Source organism: Pseudomonas fragi (genome assembly GCF_900105835.1).
GTDB classification, from domain to species: Bacteria; Pseudomonadota; Gammaproteobacteria; order Pseudomonadales; family Pseudomonadaceae; genus Aquipseudomonas; species Aquipseudomonas fragi.
Window position 1 is genome coordinate 893,572 of record NZ_LT629783.1, and the last position, 19,698, is coordinate 913,269.

Sequence of the window (19,698 nt, forward strand, 5' to 3'; positions counted from 1 at the left end):
CTTCGCGCCCTTTAAGGAAAACCCGCATGACGACACAACCCTCTCACGCAACCACCAGCCCTGCAGGACTCAAACGTGTCGTGGCAGCAGCCATGGCTGGTACAGTCGCAGAATGGTATGAATTCTTCCTTTACGGCACGGCCTCGGCACTGGTGTTTGGCCAGCTGTTTTTCCGCCAGACCGACAGCCCGATTGACGGCATCATCGCCGCCTTCGCCCTGTATGCCGTGGGTTTTCTGGCCCGGCCACTGGGTGGCCTGGTGTTTGGTCACTATGGTGACAAATTCGGCCGCAAGCGCCTGCTGCAACTGAGCCTGGTGGTGGTGGGCATCACCACCTTCCTGATGGGCTGCCTCCCCGGTTTCGACACGATCGGCTACGCCGCCCCGGTGCTGCTGGTACTGCTGCGCCTGATTCAGGGCTTCGCCTTTGGCGGTGAATGGGGCGGGGCCATTTTGCTGGTGTCCGAACACTGCCCGGACAACCGCCGTGGCTTCTGGGCCAGCTGGCCACAAGCCGGAGTTCCGGCGGGCAACCTGGTCGCCACCGTTGCCCTGCTACTGCTGTCGACGACACTCTCGGAGGCGGACTTTCTCGCCTGGGGCTGGCGTGTAGCATTCTGGTTCTCGGCCGTGGTGGTACTGATCGGCTACTGGATCCGCACCAGCGTCGACGACGCCCCGATTTTCAAGGAAGCCCAGGCCCGTCAGGCACAGAACAAGCAACAGCAACTGGGGGTGGTTGAAGTCCTGCGTCATCATTGGCGCTCGGTGCTGGTAGGCATAGGTGCGCGCTTTGCGGAAAACATTCTCTACTACACCGTGGTCACGTTCTCGATCACCTACCTGAAACTGGTGGTGCACAAGGACACCTCAGAAATCCTGTTGTTGATGTTCGGTGCCCACCTGCTGCACTTTTTCATGATTCCGCTGATGGGTTATCTGTCCGACCTGGTAGGCCGCAAGCCGGTGTACCTGGTGGGTGCGGTGCTGACAGCGTTCTGGGGCTTTGTCGGTTTTCCGATGATGGACACCGGCAACAACTGGCTGATCATGGCGGCCATTACCCTGGGCCTGGCCATCGAGTCGATGACCTATGCACCTTACTCGGCGTTGATGGCCGAAATGTTCCCCACCCATGTGCGCTACACCGCCCTGTCGCTGTGCTACCAGGTGGCACCGATCTTTGCCGGTTCGCTGGCGCCGTTGATCGCCATCACCCTGCTCAACAAGTACCACAGCTCAACGCCTATCGCCTGGTACCTGGTGGGGGCATCGCTGATCTCCATCGTGGCGGTGGGCCTGACCCGCGAGACGCGGGGCAAGTCGCTGCATCAGGTGGACGCCGAATCGGCAGCGCGTATTTCGGCGCTGGATGAGCCGGCGGTGGCGCCTACACGTCAGGGCGATTCGCTGGCCTGACCCATAGGGGATGCCCTGTGGGAGCGGGCTTGCCCGCGATGGGATCGCAGCGGTGTTTCAGTCAAACCGCGGCGCTGCCATCGCGAGCAAGCCCGCTCCCACAACCAGCGCCACCCCGCACACCTATCCCTTCAACAACGCCTGCAGGTCATTGAACAGGGCTAGCGGTATCTGCACCCCCTCCACCTCGCTGCGCGCCCGCGCCTCATACCTGCGCTGCGACGGCAAGCGCGCGCCCTGCCCTTCGATACCGGTAAACAATACCTCGGCCCGGGCCAGGTGTTCCTCGGTTGCTGCCCCCAGAAAACGCTGAGGGTCCAGCGCGATGATCAACTCGCCATGATAAGGCGACGACTTGCTTCCCCCGTCCCAGGCCAGGGATTCGGCACTGGTCAAATCGCCGATCAAGGGCCCTGCGATCAACTCCACCATCGCCGCCAGCGCCGAACCTTTATGCCCGCCAAACGTGAGCATCGCGCCGCTGTCGAGCACCACATTGGCATCGGTGCTCGGTTGCCCGTGCGCATCAACCCCCCAGCCCTCAGGAATAGCCTTGCCGGCCCGGCGATGCAGCTCGATATCGCCACGCGCAATGGCACTGGTGGCAAAGTCAAAGACAAACGGGTCGCGCCCCGGCCGTGGCCAGCCAAAGGCAATGGGGTTGGTGCCAAACACCGGCTGGTTGCCCCCCGCCGGCGCCACCCAGGCATGGCTCGGGTTACAGGCCAGCGCCACCAGCCCGGCGGCGGTCAACTGTTCGATCTCCACCCACAATGCCGAAAAATGCACACAGTGGTTGATCGCCAGTGCCGCAATGCCGTTGGCTCGAGTTTTTTCCTGTAATAACGGCAAACCTGCCTGAAAGGCCAGCTGGGAAAAACCGCCTGCTGCATCCACGCGCACAATCGACGGCGCCTGGTCGATTACCCGGGGCACGGCATCGGCCGACACCTTGCCCGCGCGCAGTGAATTGACGCAGCCCAGCACCCGGTACAAGCCGTGGGACGCGCAGCCATCGCGTTCCCCGGCCAGTACCGTGGCACTCACTGCACGCGCATGGGCCGGGTTGAAACCGTTATGCAACAAGATCGATTCGGCCAGCTCATAAGCCTGGGCCAGGGTCAGTCGTTTCATGGTCAGCTCCTTGAACAGACCTTTCAGACTGGACCATAGCCGAGCTTGCGGCTTGATCGATTCAGGCCGCCTGCATGACGAATTCAGCACAGAGCGGGCCGTGGAAGTGCCCGGCGATGGACGCGATCAGCGCCGCATCCTGCACAGGATCCAGCCCCGGATACGGTTGGCCGTTATAGCTGCCGGTCCAGGTCAGTACCGCCTCGATGCTGCCACTTTCCCGATACAGGCTGCGCATCTGCAGGCACTCCAGATCCTTGCTGTCAGTGCTGCGCAGCGCATAGTGCAGGGCCAGCGCGGCGCCGAACTCCAGAGCGCTGCTGTCGATGCCATGTTTTCTGGCCAGGTCGATACTGCGGAAAATCCGCTCGTTGCGTTGCAGTTTGCGCAGCGGATCACGCCCGACCCGGGCGCAGGGGTCCTTGAACGAGGTGTTGCAGCGTTCCAGAAAAGTGCTCGAAAACGCGGCCACAGCCTCAGCCATATGCGGGTTTTCGGCTACCAGTGCCGGGCCGACGGCCTCGCCGATCAGGCGCTGCGCCAACTTATTGACCCGTGGATCGCCCATGCCCTGCCCCAACCAGTCATGCCCCAGCAGGGCGGCGTACCAGGCAATGATCGCGTGGGGGCCATTCCACAGCAGGTTCTTCATCACCTGGGTCTGGGTGATATCGTCCACCGTCTTCACCTGACGCAAGCGCTCAAGCAGATTGCTGCAGCGCTGGGCATACAGGGGCATGTCCGGCTCGCTGTTAAACAGGATCAGGTGCAACTGGCTCAAGGCGTTGCTCGACTGGGCAAAAGGCCGAAAGCGGCTGATCAACCGTTCGTACTCGGGCACCGGTGTACGCGGTACTGCGCGAGGGGCGTCGGGTTCGTCGTTGAGGCTGTTCTGGAACATCTTCGACTTGATCCGCAACTGGCGCACCAAGGCTTCATTGGACAGCTTGGAGACGATGCGGCTGACCACCGTTTCGACAAAATGGGTGTTGTCCAGAATCTTGCCACACAGTTCGGGCGAAACCAGCCGTTCAAGCTGCGCCTGCACCTGGCGGCGTACAAAGTCCGCGCCGCCGACCTTGTTCAACACAATCAGAATGGTCAGCTCCCGGCCCCGGCGCTCGTAGCGACGCACCAGGCCCTGGGCGATCACGCCAGCCTGCTTGCGAATAGCGGTTTCAGGCAGGCTCAGGCCGACGATTTCCGCCACGTCGTACATGCGGATCACCGCTTCGGCGTCGTCCATATCAATCATGCGCAGGTAATCGATGGTCTGGTCGAAGGACGTGGCGCTGTAGCGCACACTGAAGCGGCCAAACGCCTGGATGGTCTCGCGCAGCATCCGCGAGCGGGTCGCGGCAATAATCTCGCAGGGCCGCGTGTAGCCATCCCAGTGGGAAAAAATCTGCGTCAGGTAGCCACCGCCCATTGCGCCAAAGCCATGAATAGCGGCGCTGAACTGGTTGAGGGTGGGCGGGAAGCTCTCGGTCAGTGCCGGGGTGCCGAGGTCGGGCATGCATTCGCTCAGGTCACCCAAAAAACCGTGCATGCCGGTGTAGGCCTTGAGGGCACAGGCTGCGACTTCAGGAGCCGGCGGTTTGATGTCCTCGATCAGGATCGGCTGGCCGCCGGCACGAATGGCCGACAGCAAGCCGTTCTGCGAGTCTTCCAGCATCAGGCAATGCTCAGGCAGGCAATTGAGCGCGCTGGCCGCCTTGAGGAAAATCTCCGGGTGGGGCTTGCCCTGGTCCACTTCATCGCCACACACGGTGACGTCGAAGTACTTCAGCACATTGGCGTTGATCAGGTATTCCTCGGCAATCGCCCGGCGGCTGGAGGTGGCTACGGCCATGGTCAGGCCGTATTTGCGCAAACGCTCCAGTACTTCGAGCAGGCCATCCTTGATCGGCACGCCGTGATTGCGAACGTGGGCCAGCTCCAGCTCGTCGGCGCGCTGACGCACCTGGGCATAGGGGAAGTCGTCGCCGTGATTGGCCCTGGCCAGCGCCTCGGCTTTTTTGGCACTCAGGCCCAATGAGCCGATCAGTGTTGCTTCACTCAGCGGCGTACCGTAAATCTCCTCGGCGGCCTGCTTGAGCGTCTTGAAGCGCAAGCGCTCGGTGTCGAACATGGTGCCGTCCATATCGAAGATGGCACTGAAAATTCGTTTACCCTGAAAATAAATCATGAACACAGCTCCTTTGTAGCGCGAGGGATTATTGGCTGCTCGCGCAAACGCTTTGGATCGAAAACGTGGTTTCAAATACAAATGCCGGGCAGCAGAACGCACCATTGACAGCGGGGCGTGAGTGCACCGGAACGGCTGGTGATCAGAAATAGTCAGGCGGAGGGACGTAACAATGGCGCCAGTTGGCGCAGCTGCCCGAGTAGCAGGGTCTCAGGTGAGGAAAAGCGAAGTTGGCGAGAAGGCGGGGAACAAACCCTGTGACTGCACGAATGCAGCATTTGACGTGAGGCCCACAGCTTGCAATCAGGGATGCGAAGTGTGAGCCCAACTGGCGATTGATACGTGTGATTCCATCCATAAGAACGTTGGTATTTCCTGTAATAGCACTGGAGACCTTTTTAGCTATAACCCATGCAGCGCGTCTAAATCAAGGCTTGCCTTGCGCCGCAGGGTCTACGACCCATTCGGAAAATTCCCGCCAGGCTGCCACTTCCCGCCCGTAGCTGCCGCCTCCCCGGTGGCCAGGCGCCAAGCGAAACCTGGCTTGCAACTGTATGATGGCGCGCTTGAGAAACAGGCTCGGGTCTCAAGCCTGCCCATCGCTCAGGAGCTGTGCATGAACATGCTTTACCGGACTTTCAACGAGGGAGAGTCCGCCCCGCGATTCACTCTCAGTTTGCTCAGCCTCAGCCTGCTGCTGGGCAGTGCCATGCCTGCGGCATACGCGGCCAAAACCGAGCTGCCGGCCACCGCCGTGACCGCCGACGAAACCGGCACCTGGCAGGCCGACAACGCCTCGGTGGGCGGTTTCGAAGCAGCGCCCTTGCTCGACACTCCCGCGGCCATTTCGGTGTTCACCGATGCCTTGATTGAAGATCAACAAGCACGCCTGCTCAGCGATGTGCTGAAAAACGATGCCTCGGTGGGCGAAAGTTACGCACCGGTCGGTTATTACGAAAATTTCGTGGTGCGCGGTTTTTCGCTGAACTCGGCCAGCAGCTACAAGATCAATGGCCGCACCATCACCGGCGAGCAGAACGTTGGCCTGGAAAACAAGCAGCAGGTAGAGTTGCTCAAGGGCCTTTCAGGCCTGCAAAGCGGCGTCTCCGAGCCCGGCGGCGCGGTCAATTACGTGACCAAGCGGGCCGCCGATGTGCGTTCTGTTACCGTGTCTACCGACGATCGCGGTAGCGGTTACATCGCCACCGATGTGGGCGGCTGGTTCGGCAGCGAACAGCAGTTTGGCCTGCGGGCCAACGTTGCCCACGAAGACATCCACTCTTACGTCGAGCACGCCAATGGCCAGCGCGATTTTGCCTCTGTGGCATTCGACTGGAACATCAGCCCCGACGCACTGTTGCAACTGGATGTGGAATATCAGAACAAGGAGCAGCGCTCGGTACCGGGCTATCAATTGCTCGGCGGCAGCGAGCTGCCGCACCACGCTTCGCCGAAAAAACTGCTGGCTCACCAGAGCGGCTCCAAGCCGGTCACCATTGATTCGCTGAACATCAACGGCAACTTCGAGTACCGCTTCAGCGACAACTGGAAAGGCAACCTGAGCGCCTCGCGCAGCAAGGTGGTGATCGACGACTACAGCTCGTTTGCCTGGGGCGGTTGCACGGTGGGCTGTGTTACACCGAATGTCGGCAACTACTTCACCCCCGAGGGCGGGTACGACATCTACGACTTCCGCAGCCCTGACGATACCCGGCGTAATGATGAGCTGCAGGCAGCGCTCAGCGGTCACTTTGATACCGGCACCCTCGGCCATGAACTGACCGTGGGTAGCAGTGCGTTCAGGCGCGTGGTGAATAATCGCGAAGCCATCAACCATTGGCTTGGCAGTGGCAATATCAACAGCGAACCTGACAACCTCGAGCGCTACAACGGCGCCCTCAACGACAGCCATCGCCGTCTGGACAGCCGCCAGTACGGGGTATTTTTCAATGACCTGATCAGCTTCAACGAACACTGGCAGACCCTGATCGGCGGGCGCGAAGTGCGTCTGGATGAAAAGACCTTCGACGATCAGGGCGACACCACCCGCCACACCCAACGCTATGAATTTCAGCCCGAGGCCGCGCTGATCTATAAACCGGTGCAAAACATGACGTTGTATACGCGCTACAGCAAGGGCCTGTCCCTGGGTGGCACCGCGCCGTGGTTTGCCAGCAATGCCTTTGACATCCTGCCACCCACTGTGTCGCGGCAGATCGAGGCTGGGATCAAATACGACTGGCAGCGCATCAGCTTGAGTGCCACGCTGTTCCAGATCCGCCAGGCGTACCAGTATGCTCGCCCCGAAAATGGCGAGTTCACTTACGTACAACAGGGCCAGCAGAAAAACACCGGCATTGAGCTGGCGGCCAACGGTTGGGCCACCGAGCGCCTGCAGATTGCGGCCAGCGTCGCGGCGATCCGCTCCCGGGTCAGCGGCAGCGGCACCCCCGAGTATGAGGGCCACCAGACCATCAACGTCCCGACCCTGCGCGCCAGCCTCTACGGCGACTACGCCCTGCCCTGGGTCGACGGCCTGGCCCTGCTGGGCGGCGTGCAGTACAGCGGCAAGAAATACGCCAGCCAGGTGGGTACGGTACAGGCCGACGCCTACGCCATCTTCAATATCGGCAGCCGCTACAGCACCCGTATCGAAGGTTATGACACGGTGTTTCGCCTGACCGTCGACAACCTGTTCGACAAGCGCTACTGGCGCGACGTGGGGGAATACATGGGCGATAACTATGTATTCCAGGGGGCGCCATTGACCGCGCGCCTGAGTGCATCGATCAACTTTTGACGGTAACGCTGCCTTCACGGCGAATTTAAAAAAACCTGCGCTGCCAACACCAGAAGGGCCTTGAAAACAGCGACAAGTCCTAGCGTTTGCCGGGCTTGTGGCTGGCCGAGAAGCAGCCCCCTGCAATGCTAATTTTCTGTACGCGCGGTGGATGACCCACTGTGTGCACAGGAATGTTCAATATGCCCAAGGAAACTTCACCCCCAACGAGCTCGCCCGTTGATTCGGGCCTTGTGCCCGAATCCCCCCCCACCTGGTCAGCCCTGTTCAAGGACGACTGGAACAGCTTCTGTTCACCCACCTCCCTGGCCGCCGTCGACTCCCCTGCCGCGTATTTACAGGCGCTGTACCGGTTCGCCCTGGAGTTGGAGGGCAGCGGCCAGGGCACTGCAGCAAAAATCACCCTGGCTCGGCGTCGCCCCATGCTCAAGGATCTGCTGGTGGACGCCGAAAACACCACCCGGCAACTGCCCCTGCTGACCCTGGTCAATGAAACATTGCTCGAGCCCGTCAAGGCATACCTGAAGAAGAACCGTGACATCTATGGCGACAGTACGGTCGAGCAAGTGCTGGCCGAACTGCGCTACCCCTTTGCCCTGCCTTTCGATCTGGCCCACCGCCAGTGCGTACTGGGGCTGGGGGATAAAAAACCGGGGCTGGGCGAGCTGAACTATCGCATCAGCCTTAAATTACCCTACAGCCAGCAGCCGGAAAACAAGTACGGCACCGTGCTGCAGGAAGCTTATGTTGCCCAGCGCCTGCTGACCCTGCTCAGCCCCGCACAGCAGAACCTGCTAACCGAAGACATTGGCGGGCAGCAGGCACTGCACGACCCTGCGGCCTTTTACAAAAAAAACTATGGCCACGAACAGCCGATCACCGAGCAGCAACAGTTCATGCAGCACACCGGACTCAACAGCCTTCAGCTTCAGGAACTGCTGGCTAGCGGCAGCTTTCGGCCGCGACTGTCTGCCAATGTGGTGCAAACCGCAGAGCAAATGAGCCAGGACCATACCGTGGGTGCCCGTTTTATCAATGGCCCCCACCACCAGGGGCAAAAAAACCTGGCGCTGGGCCGCGATATTACGGCGGCGGTTCACCTGCTCAACACCAGCCTTGAGCGGCACGACCGATTGCAACGGATGATCCGCCTGCAACGCTGGCTCGATATTCCCTATGCCGATCTCGACACCCTGCTGTACAGCGCCAGGGCCTGCGAAGGCAGCGCGAAGGAGCCAATCCTCATCAATGACAACAGCCTGCGGGCGCTGGGCGTGTTTGGTTATCTGCGCCGCCGTTATGGCATCACCCCCGAAACCTTTGCTGCATGGCTTTACCAGTTGCCCGTGCATGGCGTAGGGCAGACGCCCGCATTGTTCGACCGGGTGTTCAACCCGCCCCACGGCTCCAGCTCGCCACTGACCCTGGACAACCGTCGCCTGGACCTGAGTACCGATGCGGCGACCCTGTACCAGATGTGCGCGGCGCTGAGCCTGGAAGACACCCCGCAGTCACTGGGCCTGCTCACCACGCAAAGCCACAAGCACCTGAAGGGGCTGCGCCGGGATTTGGCAACCTTCTCCAGTTTTTACCGGCAAGCCACGATCCCTGCCCTGTTCGGCCTGACCCTGCAGGACGCCGACCACCTGGCGCAACTGCTGGGTGGCGAAGACTACCGCCAGCAACTGGTCAGCCCCAACCTGCGGCTTTCGGGCAGCAATGCCCCGGCGGATTTTCTTGATGTACTGATGCAACTGGACTGGGCAGTAACCTGGTTCAAGGGCAGTGGCACCAACGTGCCGCAGATACGCCGACATCTGTTACTGGACGGCGCAGCGCCGCCCTCACGGGTACAGCTGCGGCTCAGGCAGCTTGAGGATATGTTGCTCGGCATGCAGCAGTACCTGCTGCCACAGGAGACTCTCGACACACTGACGTTGCCCAAGCCAGATGCTGACACCAGCCTCCCCACCTACACCTGGGGCGTCCTGCTGGCCAAAGGGCTGTTGAGGTCCCCCCCCCTGCTGCCCATGAAGCCAAAAACCGACAGCATGAATAAGGGCGTGGCTGAGGTGGTTGATCGTTATATAGAACTGAGCAAAAACTCCGAACGCAACCGGGCGCTCTTGTCCGCGGTCAAACTCAAGCTCAAACCGCAGTTGGAAAGTGCCTACACCCGGTTGCTGGAGTTCAAGCCAGTGCTAGAGCAACTACTCAGGGACACATCCACAGTCAGTGACACTGCAGAGCTGTTCAAACTGAGGCTCCGCCAGGCCACACGCATTTTCGCCAATGCCCTGGGCAGCGAAAATCCGCTGGAAGTTCTCAAGCACCTGTTGCTGTACTTGCCCGATGCCGAGACCGACCTGCAACTGCCGCTTGGCCGCACGGCCTTGCACGCCTTCCTGCTCAACCCGCATTGGCTGGACATCGGCACAAAAGCCAATGCGCCTCTGAAACTGCCCTTGGGCACTGTGTTCCTATTTGAGCGTTTCAGCCACTGGAGCCGGGCCTACGGGATTGATGAAGCTGCATTGCTCAATTACCTGCAGATAAGTGACTCTACTGAGCAGAGCGAAGCTTTGACCGCACAAACCTGCCAGCGGCTGTCCACGCTGATGGGCTGGAGCGCAAGCGAAATCAAGGTGCTGGCCAATCGGTTGCCGGTAAAACGCGTGCGCTCGATGGCGGAGCTGGACTGGCTGATGCGCTGCCATGACACCGCCCGACAAACAGGGCTCTCAGCCAGCATGTTGCTGATGGCAACCGGTTTGACCGCCACCTTTGGCTCCGATGACTGGACCAGGGTCGGCAACGCCATTCTCGCGGCCCCTCCTCCAACTTCAACGCAGCCGGTGGCGGACCTGCCAGGGAGGCACCATGTCTGAACACATTCATAAACAACTCAATGAACAGACCCGCGACGCCCTGCTCGCATTCTGCCTGACCCATGTATCGGGCCATGACAGCTCCCTGCCCGACGCGACCGCCGATGGCAAACCCGTCACAGATGACGAGCTGCATGCGTGGTGGCTGCTGGACGTGCAGGTCAGCCAGGCCGTGCCCTCCAGCCGCGTGGCCAGTGCCATTGCCAGCCTGCAGCAATACATCAACGCCATTTCCCTGGGCCTGGAGCCCGGTTATGACATCAAGGGCATGAGCGCCGCCCAGCACGCCACCTGGCGCGACAGCCTGCACGCCTACTCGGTTTGGCGCACAGTGCAACAACTGCGCCATTTCCCGGCCAACTACCTGAGCCCGATGTTGCGCAGCCACAAGAGCGACAGCTTTGAGCAACTGGAAAACGACATCAACCAGTGCCGCATCGAGCCCGACAGCGTACTGCCGGCCGTACAGCGCTATCTGACCCGTTTCGAGCAGATCGCCACCCTCAGAACGCTCAATGGCTATATCGATGGCAACAAGGACAACTTTGCCAACAGCACCTATTGCTTTGTTGCCCGCTCGAATGTCGACAACACCTATTACTGGCGCTCGCTGGACATGTCGCGGCGCAGCCTGCCAGCCGGTGCCAGCCAAGGGTACAAGCAGGACGCCCCCGAGCCTGGCGCCTGGTCGGACTGGAAGAAAACCCCCCTTCCCGCCTCGGAAAACATCCCGGACCACAGCATCCGCCCGGTGTACTTCAACAATCGCCTGTTTGTGGTCTGGGCCCAGTGCATGTCCCCGACCACAGTCAGTGGCAGCGCGGAATACTCCTGGCTGGAGCCCGAGGAGACGGAAAAGGACTACAAGTCCCGCTTGGAAAACTACCTCAAAAACCGCTTTATCCAGTTTCGCCTGTACTTTATTTATTTGAAATACGATGGCACCTGGAGCGTGCCGCAGCTGTGCAGCGACGAATACTGCGTCATGAAAGAACTCAACAAACTGGACAAGGAAGCCCTGAAACAGGCGACTGAAACCGTGGCTGTGCTCGACTCCACTACCCACCCGCCGTCACTGTTCCTGGGGCTGAATGCCCATGCCAGCCCGCTGCCTGCCGCAGGCCAGGAGCACACCCGCAGCGATTTCTACCAGGCCGTACGCATCGATCAGGATTTTGCCATCGAGCGACTGTTTTCCAGGGGGACCGTGTGGGATGCTCGGCACACTCCCGAGCAAGAAAAATTGGCAAAGCGCTATTTGTCACAGTTTGTTTACAGCAACACCCGACGCTTCAACTTTCATGCACCGTACAGCGAAACCGTGGCCGTGACGGGCATTGCTGCCAGTACGCCCACCCCCGTACCAGACGGGTGGAACTTCGACAAGAAGCACGAGCATATCAGCGAACTGCGCGATAACAGCGATATCGTGTTCAACAAGACCTCCTGCGTGCTGGAGGTCACCTCAAGGCTGAGCAAGCCATTTGAGGAGCACCGCAGTATCGTGCTCAAGGCGCGTACCAGCTGGGCTGAACTGAGCCTGGAGCTGAACCTGAGCGTGCCCAGCCCCCCGGCAAACATGACCGACAAGGTTGCGCTGCAAAACGGTTCGCAACTGACCCTCAAGACCGAAGTCAGCCCGCCATGCATCTGGGTCTCGCTTGCCATTACCTGCAACAAGACCGGCCTGAGCTACTCGAACCTGATCTACGACGCCGCCCAAGACCCTGATAGCGGGCCCAGGCCTCAGCAAACCTTGCCCATACGCAGGGATTGGCAAGTTCCATTGCATGACAAGTTCATCGAGTACGACGCCTTCAACTTCCTGTTTGAAAACACCAATACCGACTACAGCATTACCGTTCATTTTCACTCACTGCAAAACGACACTGCCAACCCGCAAAACGACTGGCTGTTCGACAATGCCGAGGCCAGGCTGTATGCCCGCCATTACAAGCGGGTGATCATGATCCCCCGTCACCAGGGCACCCCGCACCCGGCCAATATCCACCGTGGCAACAGCCATCTGGTCGGCGAGCCCAATACCTCCCGCCGGGAACTCAACGGTACGTTCCCCAGCCTGGACCCCGCGCAGCCGTTCAACGCGCATATTCAACTCAACCCCAGTACGCTGCGCCCTCTTGACGAACAAGGCGGCACCGGCCAAGGGGCAATCACGATCATCCACGGGGTGTTGATCTACGACACCGATACCCGCCACCACGACCGCGTTATCCGCGGCTATGCCCTCAAAGCCCTGCAACTGACCCTGGACCCGGCCAACGCCGCACCTGTCATCTCGCTTGCTCCCGGCATAAGCCGCAGCAGGGTGCAACCCGAGGGAACAGCCGAGTACATCGATTTCAGCGGTTCGCTCATCCACTTTGGTGACGATGCCCAGGCCCGCCAGCCGCGAGCACCGATCCGCATGAACACCGGGGTTGGCCGGCAACTGAGTGCAGCCGCCAACGTCAGCCTCGACCATCTGTTCGCAACAACGGCCAGCCACTGGCTCGAGCCCGGCATGGGCAACCGGGCCGCGCCCCAGCCACTGGATTTTCATGGCGCCCACGGCAAGTACTTCTGGGAGCTGTTCCTGTACCTGCCCTGGCTGGTGGCCTGCCGCTTGAACATGGAGCAGCGCTACGCCGAAGCCGAAGCCTGGCTGCGGTATATCTTCGACCCGCAAGGCCAGCGCGCGCATCGCCAACACTGGCGCCTGCATATTCTGCACGCAGATCCACCCGACCCCAGCTATGCCCTGGGCAACCCCGACGACCCGCACCAGATCGCTCTCAGCACGCCACTGCATTTTCGTCAGGCGCTGTACATGCTGTACCTGGACATCCTGCTCAATCGCGGCGATGCCGCTTTTCGCCAGGCCAGCAGCGACAGCCTGGCTGAAGCCAAGCTGTGGTACCTGCGGGTCAAGAGCCTGCTGGGGCCACGCCCTGACATCACCCGCAGCGATCCCTGGGAGCCCAGAACCCTGCACGAGTTGGCCACCGAGCCCGCCAGCACCCTGTGCAAGCCCCTTAACCCGCAACTGCTGACACGCTGGGACAAGATTGAAAGCCGCCTGTACAACCTCAGGCATCACCTCGACATCAATGCCAGGCCCCTGCAGCAGCCCCTGTTCGCCCCGGCCCTGCAAGCACACACGCTGCTGAGCCACTACGCCCGCGGCGGCGGTACCAGCGCTGCAGCCCTCCCCGCAGCACCGGCCGCCGACATCGGCCATTACCGCTTCCAGACCGTCCAGGCACACGCCATGAGCCTGGTCGAGAATGTCATCCAGCTCGGCAACACCTTGCTGCTGTTGTTCGAACGCAAGGAACAGAGCGAGCACCTGCAGTTGCAGCAACAGCAGGCCTGGGACCTGGCCCGGATTGCCGTCGACCAGCAGCGTCAGGGTCTGCTCGCAGACGCCAGCAGCCATGATGCCCTGCTGGCCGGGCGACGGGTGATCGAGGGCCGCATGCGGTACTTCGAAGGCCTGCTCAAGGAAAAAATTTCTGCAACCGAGGCACAGGCCACCCAGCATTATCTGGAAAGCGCGCAATGGGACACGGCAGCCTCGGTGGCCCAGGCCGGCGCGGGGCTGGCGATGCTGGCACCGAATATTTTCGGCACCTCCAACGGCGGGATGCGTTATGAGGGCGCCTTTCATGCGGTCCAGGCCGGAGCCCAGAGTGTTGCCAATGAAAAACGCGCCAGTGCTGCCCATCTGGACCGCACAGCCCTGTTCAACCGGCGCGCACAGGAATGGACCCAGGCCCTGGAACAGTGCAGGCTAGAACTGCATCAGGTCGACATGCAACTACAGTCCCACACCCAGCAAAGCGCGGCACTGCGCCTGCAACTGCGGTACAGCGAAACGGCCCTGGAACAGGCCAGGCAAACCTACGACCTGCTCAGCAGGCGCTTTGGCAGCGCGCAACTGTATCAGTGGCTCAACAGTCAACTGGCGGCGCTCTACTATCAGGCCTATGACGTGGCCCATGCGCTGTGCCTGACCGCCCAGGCCTGCTGGCAGTTCGAGCGTGCCGACTGGGACACACGCTTTATCCGCAGCGGCAGCTGGAATAACCACTTCAAGGGCATGATCGCAGGCGAAACCCTCAAGCTTGACCTGCAGCACATGCTCGCCGCGTATCTGCAGCGCAACCAGCGTGAACTGCAGATCACCAAGACCGTGTCGTTACGCCTGCTGCGCGCCAAAGATAGTAGCGGGACCGTAAACCAGGACTGGGCCGAAATGCACAAGAATCTGCTCGACAAGGGCACCGTGAACTTCGAGTTGACCAAGGCCCTGTTCGACGCTGACTACTCAACGCATTACCTGCGCCGGATCAAAAGCATCAGCATATCCCTGCCAGCCACGCTTGGCCCTTATGAAGACATCTGCGCGATCCTGACCCAGACCTCGAGCAAGATCCAGTTGTCAGCATCTGACAGTGACACCCGGATTGACCTGCGGGCCAAGGAACAGGTGGTGCTCTCAACCGGGGTCAATGACAGCGGCCTGTTCACCCTCAACTTCGACAGCGATGAGCGCTACCTGCCCTTCGAGTACACCGGGGCTGTGTCCGAATGGAAACTGTTCTTCCCCAAGCGCACGGCCCAGTTGCCCATGCTCAACTCATTGAGCGACATCATCGTGCATATCCGCTACACCGCGCAGAGTACCGGAGAGCCGAAATGAGCACTCAAACACCGGCCAATGATCAGGTGCAAACTCCCTCCCTGCCCAAGGGTGGGGGCGCCATCCACAGTGTCGGCAACAGCTGGGGCGCCGTCGGGATGACCGGTGCGGCGTCGTTGCAGATTCCCCTGCCACTGTCCCCCGGGCGCGGGTTCACCCCGGCCATTGACCTCAACTATCACAGCCCGCTGGGCAACGGCCCGTTCGGCACAGGCTGGACGGCGAGTGCCGGTGCCATCCTGCGCAGCACCCTCAGGGGCGTGCCGGCCTGGGACCATGAAGACAGCTTTATCGGCCCTTCGGGCGTGGAACTGGTGCCCGAGCGGACGGCCAGCGGGGCCTTGGAAAGCCGCAGCGTGAACCAGTTCAACGGCCTGGCACTGGGCGCGGACTACAGCGTGGTGCGTTATTTGCCACGCACTGAAACCAACTTCGACCGCATCGAACACTGGTCCTCGACGGCAGACCCTGCAGGGTTCTGGCTTGTTCAGGGCGCGGACGGCAACGTCCATCTGTTTGGCAAAACCGCTTCGGCACGCATCGCCGATCCGCAGGCTCCCACCCATGTTGCGCAATGGCTGCTCGAAGAGAGCCTGAACCCCTTCGGGGAACAGATCCTCTATCGCTACAAAGCCGACACCCGCGGCGATGGCCCCCATGACTACAGCGCCCAGCGTTACCTGAGCCGTATAGGCTATGGCAACATCACGCCCAGGGCGCAACTGGCACTCTGGACCGACCGCGCACCGGCCGCCGGGCAGTGGCATTTTGAGCTGCTCCTGGACTACGGCGAACGCACCACGGTCCCGGACCAGACGCCCGGTTACGCCGAACAACAGCCCTGGCCGGTGCGCAGCGACCCGTTCAGCAGCTATGCCTACGGTTTTGAACTGGGCACTCGGCGGCTGTGCCGGCAGATCCTGATGTTCCACTACTTCCCCGAAGAGGCCAGCCTCGGCCCCGCCCCGGTGCTGACCCGGCGCCTGCTGCTGGAGTACGCCACCACCGGCACTGGCGCCAGCCTGCTGCAGGCCGTACATCAACAGGCAGTGGACGCGGCGGGAGCAATCAACCACTGGCCCCCCCTGGAGCTGACCTACAGCGGTTTTGAGCTGGCTCCCGACCGCGCCCGGTATCAGCCATTTGATGCCCTGCACGGGCCCCACGACGGCCAGGGCTACCAACTGATTGACCTTTACAGCGACGGTTTGCCAGGGGTGCTTTACCGTAGCGACAAGGCGTGGCACTACCGTGAACCGCTCCGGGGGGCACCCGCGGTAACCGCCGAACATGTGGCCTATGGCCCGCTGCAAACGCTGGCACGCATCCCCGTGGCGGACCGCAACCGCCCGCTGCGGCAGGCCCTCACAGACCTCAACGGCGACGGTCGCCTGGAGTGGGTGGTTGCCCAGCCAGGCATGAGCGGCTTTTTCACCCTTGAGCAGGGTCGCCAATGGGCACCATTCACCCCCTTCGCCGCCCTGCCCCAAGAATTTTTCCAGCCGATGGGCCAGCTCGCCGAGCTGATGGGCAGTGGCCTGCAGGACCTGGTCCTGATCGGCAGCAACAGCGTGCGCTTATACCCCAACCAGGGCCAGCAGGGCTTTGCTGCAGCCACGCACATCCCCCACGCCCATGACGATGACCGCCTGCCGCTGCCCGGTGACCAGGCCAGCGAAGTCCTGGCCTTCAGTGATCTGCTGGGCAGCGGCCAGCAACACCTGGTGCGTATCCGCCACAACGAGATCAAATGCTGGCCGAACCTGGGCCGGGGCCGGTTTGGCAAAGGTTTTGTATTCGCCAGCCTGCCTTTTTCATATACCGGGTTCGAGGCATCGCGGGTGTTGCTGGCCGATCTTGACGGCTCCGGCGCCAGCGACCTGATCTATCTCGAAGCCGACCAGGCGCTGATTTTCATGAACCAGTGTGGCAACGGCTTGCAAACGGCCCCCACCCCGCTGCCCTGGCCGACAGGGGTGAGGTACGACCGCTTGTGCCAGGTCAGCGTCGCCGACCTGCAAGGGCTGGGCTGTACCAGCCTGGTCCTGAGCGTGACCCACCCCGTGCCGCAACATTGGCGCTACGACTTTGTCACGCAAAAGCCCTACTTGCTGACAGGCACCGATAACAATATGGGGGCTGTCGCACGCCTGCGTTACCGCAGTAGCGCCCAGCAGTGGCTGGATGAAAAACAGCTACGCCGCGCCAGCCGCCTGCCACACCGCAGCGGCCTGGCTTTTGCCCTGCACCTGGTCAACGAGCAGCAACAACTTGACCAGATCAGCGGCAACCAGCAGACCCAGCGGTTTGAATACCGGGACGGTTTCTACGATGGTAAAAAACGCCGTTTCCAGGGCTATGGCCTGGTCCTGGCCACCGACACCGAGCACTCCACCACAGCCCCCGGCGACCAGGCGCATACAGCGGCGCTGTTGCGAAAAACCTGGTATCACACCGGTAAATCCCTCGACATGCCCCGCGACGATTACTGGGCGGGGGATGCCCACGCCCTCCTGCCTGGCCATACCCTGCTGACCCGTCAGGAGGCGAACGCCACACAGGACAGCGTGCTGCCCGCCCTGCCTGTGGCGCAGCAGGACGAGGCACGCCATGCGCTCAGCGGCCTGGTATTGCGCGAAGAGGTATTCGCCGCCGATGATCCGCCCGCGTCGCGGGTTCCCTACACCGTGAGCCAGCACCGTTACCAGCTGCGCCTGTTACAACCTGCGGCCAGCATGCTGGTACTGCCGCTGGAGTTGCAGGTGTACCGTTACGAACGCGAGCCCGCCGATCCGGCCTGCCAGCACACCATCAACCTGAGCCGGGATCGTTATGGCTGCCTGGTCCACGGCCTGACCATCGACTACGCACGGCGCAAGCAAGCCAGCGACACGGCCCCGTTCAGCGAGCCCCATCAGCAGACATGGTGGCGCGACACCCACGACCCGGCCCAGCAGGCGTACTACATCAGTGAAGTCCGCGCACAATTTATCCATCTGGACAACGCCCAGCGCTGGCGCCTGCAACTGCCTTACCGCCAGCGCAGCAATGCCCTGGTGCTCGCCAAGGCGGCCCTGGACCCGACGCGTATCAGCTACGAACACCTGATTGGCAACACCGCCGACAACCCGTTGGGGCCGCAAGCCGCACGCACGTTGGCCGGGTTGAGCCTGCAGCACTACTGCCTGCCCCACAGCGATACCTCTTTGCCACCGGGCCAGGCCAGTTTCCAGGCGCTGGCTGCACACCGGGAAACCGCCGAACTGGACGAGCAGGCACTCAGCGCTTATGACGAGGTGCCGACCATGCCCGCAGAAAGCCCCTTCGATCTGGCCGCCACCCTGGCCCAGGAGCATTACCACCCCATGCGCCTGTTTTTGCCTGACACCCCGGATGGCACCGCGGCGCCCCCACTGTGGTCGCTGAAACAAGGATTTGCCCGCTATGCCGGCGAACAGTTGTTCTATCGGCCCCAGCAGGTACGCCCCTCCGAAAGCCATGCGGCCACTACCCTGGAGCATGACCGTTACAGTTGCCATCTTGCCGTGGTAACCGGCGCTGACGGCTGCAGCACACAAGCGGTGTATGACTATCGCCTGCAACTGCCCATTGCCATCACCGATGCCCAGGGCAGTGTCCAGCAGGCCCGCTATGACGCTTTCGGGCAATTGCAGGCCAGCAGCCTTTTTGGCCAGGAACAGGGCAAAGCGGCGGGCTTCGCCCCGCTGGCGAGCTACCGGCGCCCGGCTGACGACAGCCCCTGGGCCGCCATCGACAACCCCCGGGGGGCGCTGCTCGATGCCGCCAGCGCCTGCTTTTATGCCCCCTTCAACTGGATGGGGCACATTCCACCATCGCCCCTGCGCGAGCAATGGATCGCACAGGGTTACCTGACCCCGGGCGGCCATATCCGCGCCAGCACCCGTAGCCGGCTTGCAGCCCTGGACATGGCCCAACCGACCAACCGCCAGCTCGCCGAACAGATCCTTGAGGCCCGTCGCGAACCGGTGTGCAGCGCAGTGCTACAGGCAGACCAGTACCCCACTGAGGATGTCGGCGTTACCCGGCAGATCCGCATAAACCTGACGTTCAGCGACGGTTTTGGCCGCGAACTGCAAACCAAACAGAAAACCTCGCCGGGCCAGGCCTATGTGGTCACCTCGTCGGGGCGCCTGGGCCTCGACAGCGAGGGCAAGCCATTGCGCCAGGACAGCGAGCAGCGCTGGCGTGTCAGCGGCCGGGTCGAATACAACAACAAAGGGCTGGTGGTCAGAAACTACCGGGCGTATTTCGCCGATCACTACCGCTATATCGATGATGAAACCCTGCGCAAGGATGGTTACAGCGACCAGACATTCCATGACCCCCTGGGCCGCCCTGTCCGCAGGCTCAACGGCAAAGGGCATGTAAGCCGCCAGACCTATTGCACCTGGTACACCATCAGCGAGGACGAAAACGATACCTGGGAAGAGGACGACTCCTGAAGCATCCATCGCGGGCAAGCCCTTCAACAACTTGCGCCCGGCCTTGAATGCTGGGTGCTCACTTGGCTAGAGCAAAAA

7 protein-coding genes are annotated in these 19,698 nt (G+C 61.6%); 5 read left to right on the forward strand and 2 right to left on the reverse strand.

All coding sequences use genetic code 11. From position 1 onward, the window contains the following. The first annotated feature begins 26 nt into the window (after nt 1–26). Nucleotides 27–1,421 (forward strand): fosfomycin efflux MFS transporter AbaF, encoded by a 1,395-nt coding sequence (gene abaF, locus BLU25_RS03935; RefSeq protein WP_029611436.1) that lies wholly within the window; start codon nt 27–29, stop codon nt 1,419–1,421. Nucleotides 1,422–1,544: 123 nt separating this feature from the next. Here abaF and BLU25_RS03940 read toward each other — a convergent pair whose 3' ends face one another. After that, nucleotides 1,545–2,555, reverse strand: coding sequence for an Ldh family oxidoreductase (locus BLU25_RS03940; protein ID WP_016781082.1), 1,011 nt, complete (start codon nt 2,553–2,555; stop codon nt 1,545–1,547). Between the two features lie 61 nt (nt 2,556–2,616). Then, a complete protein-coding gene (gene mtlD, locus BLU25_RS03945) occupies nt 2,617–4,743 on the reverse strand; it encodes a bifunctional mannitol-1-phosphate dehydrogenase/phosphatase (protein ID WP_016781083.1) in 2,127 nt (708 codons plus the stop codon). A gap of 616 nt (nt 4,744–5,359) precedes the next feature. Here mtlD and BLU25_RS03950 point away from each other — a divergent pair. The 4 genes from BLU25_RS03950 (at nt 5,360) to BLU25_RS03965 (ending at nt 19,620) form a co-directional block, all read left to right on the forward strand. Then, the gene (locus BLU25_RS03950; RefSeq protein ID WP_083369529.1) at nt 5,360–7,543 is read left to right on the forward strand and encodes a TonB-dependent siderophore receptor; all 2,184 of its coding nucleotides are present in this window, start codon (nt 5,360–5,362) and stop codon (nt 7,541–7,543) included. 233 nt (nt 7,544–7,776) lie between these two features. Continuing rightward, nucleotides 7,777–10,431 (forward strand): Tc toxin subunit A, encoded by a 2,655-nt coding sequence (locus tag BLU25_RS03955; protein WP_157138632.1) that lies wholly within the window; start codon nt 7,777–7,779, stop codon nt 10,429–10,431. After that, a complete protein-coding gene (locus BLU25_RS03960; RefSeq protein ID WP_016781085.1) occupies nt 10,424–15,136 on the forward strand; it encodes a Tc toxin subunit A-related protein in 4,713 nt (1,570 codons plus the stop codon). Before BLU25_RS03955 ends, BLU25_RS03960 begins: the two co-directional genes overlap by 8 nt. Beyond that, nucleotides 15,133–19,620 (forward strand): SpvB/TcaC N-terminal domain-containing protein, encoded by a 4,488-nt coding sequence (locus BLU25_RS03965; protein WP_083369530.1) that lies wholly within the window; start codon nt 15,133–15,135, stop codon nt 19,618–19,620. Before BLU25_RS03960 ends, BLU25_RS03965 begins: the two co-directional genes overlap by 4 nt. Nucleotides 19,621–19,698 lie beyond the last annotated feature (78 nt).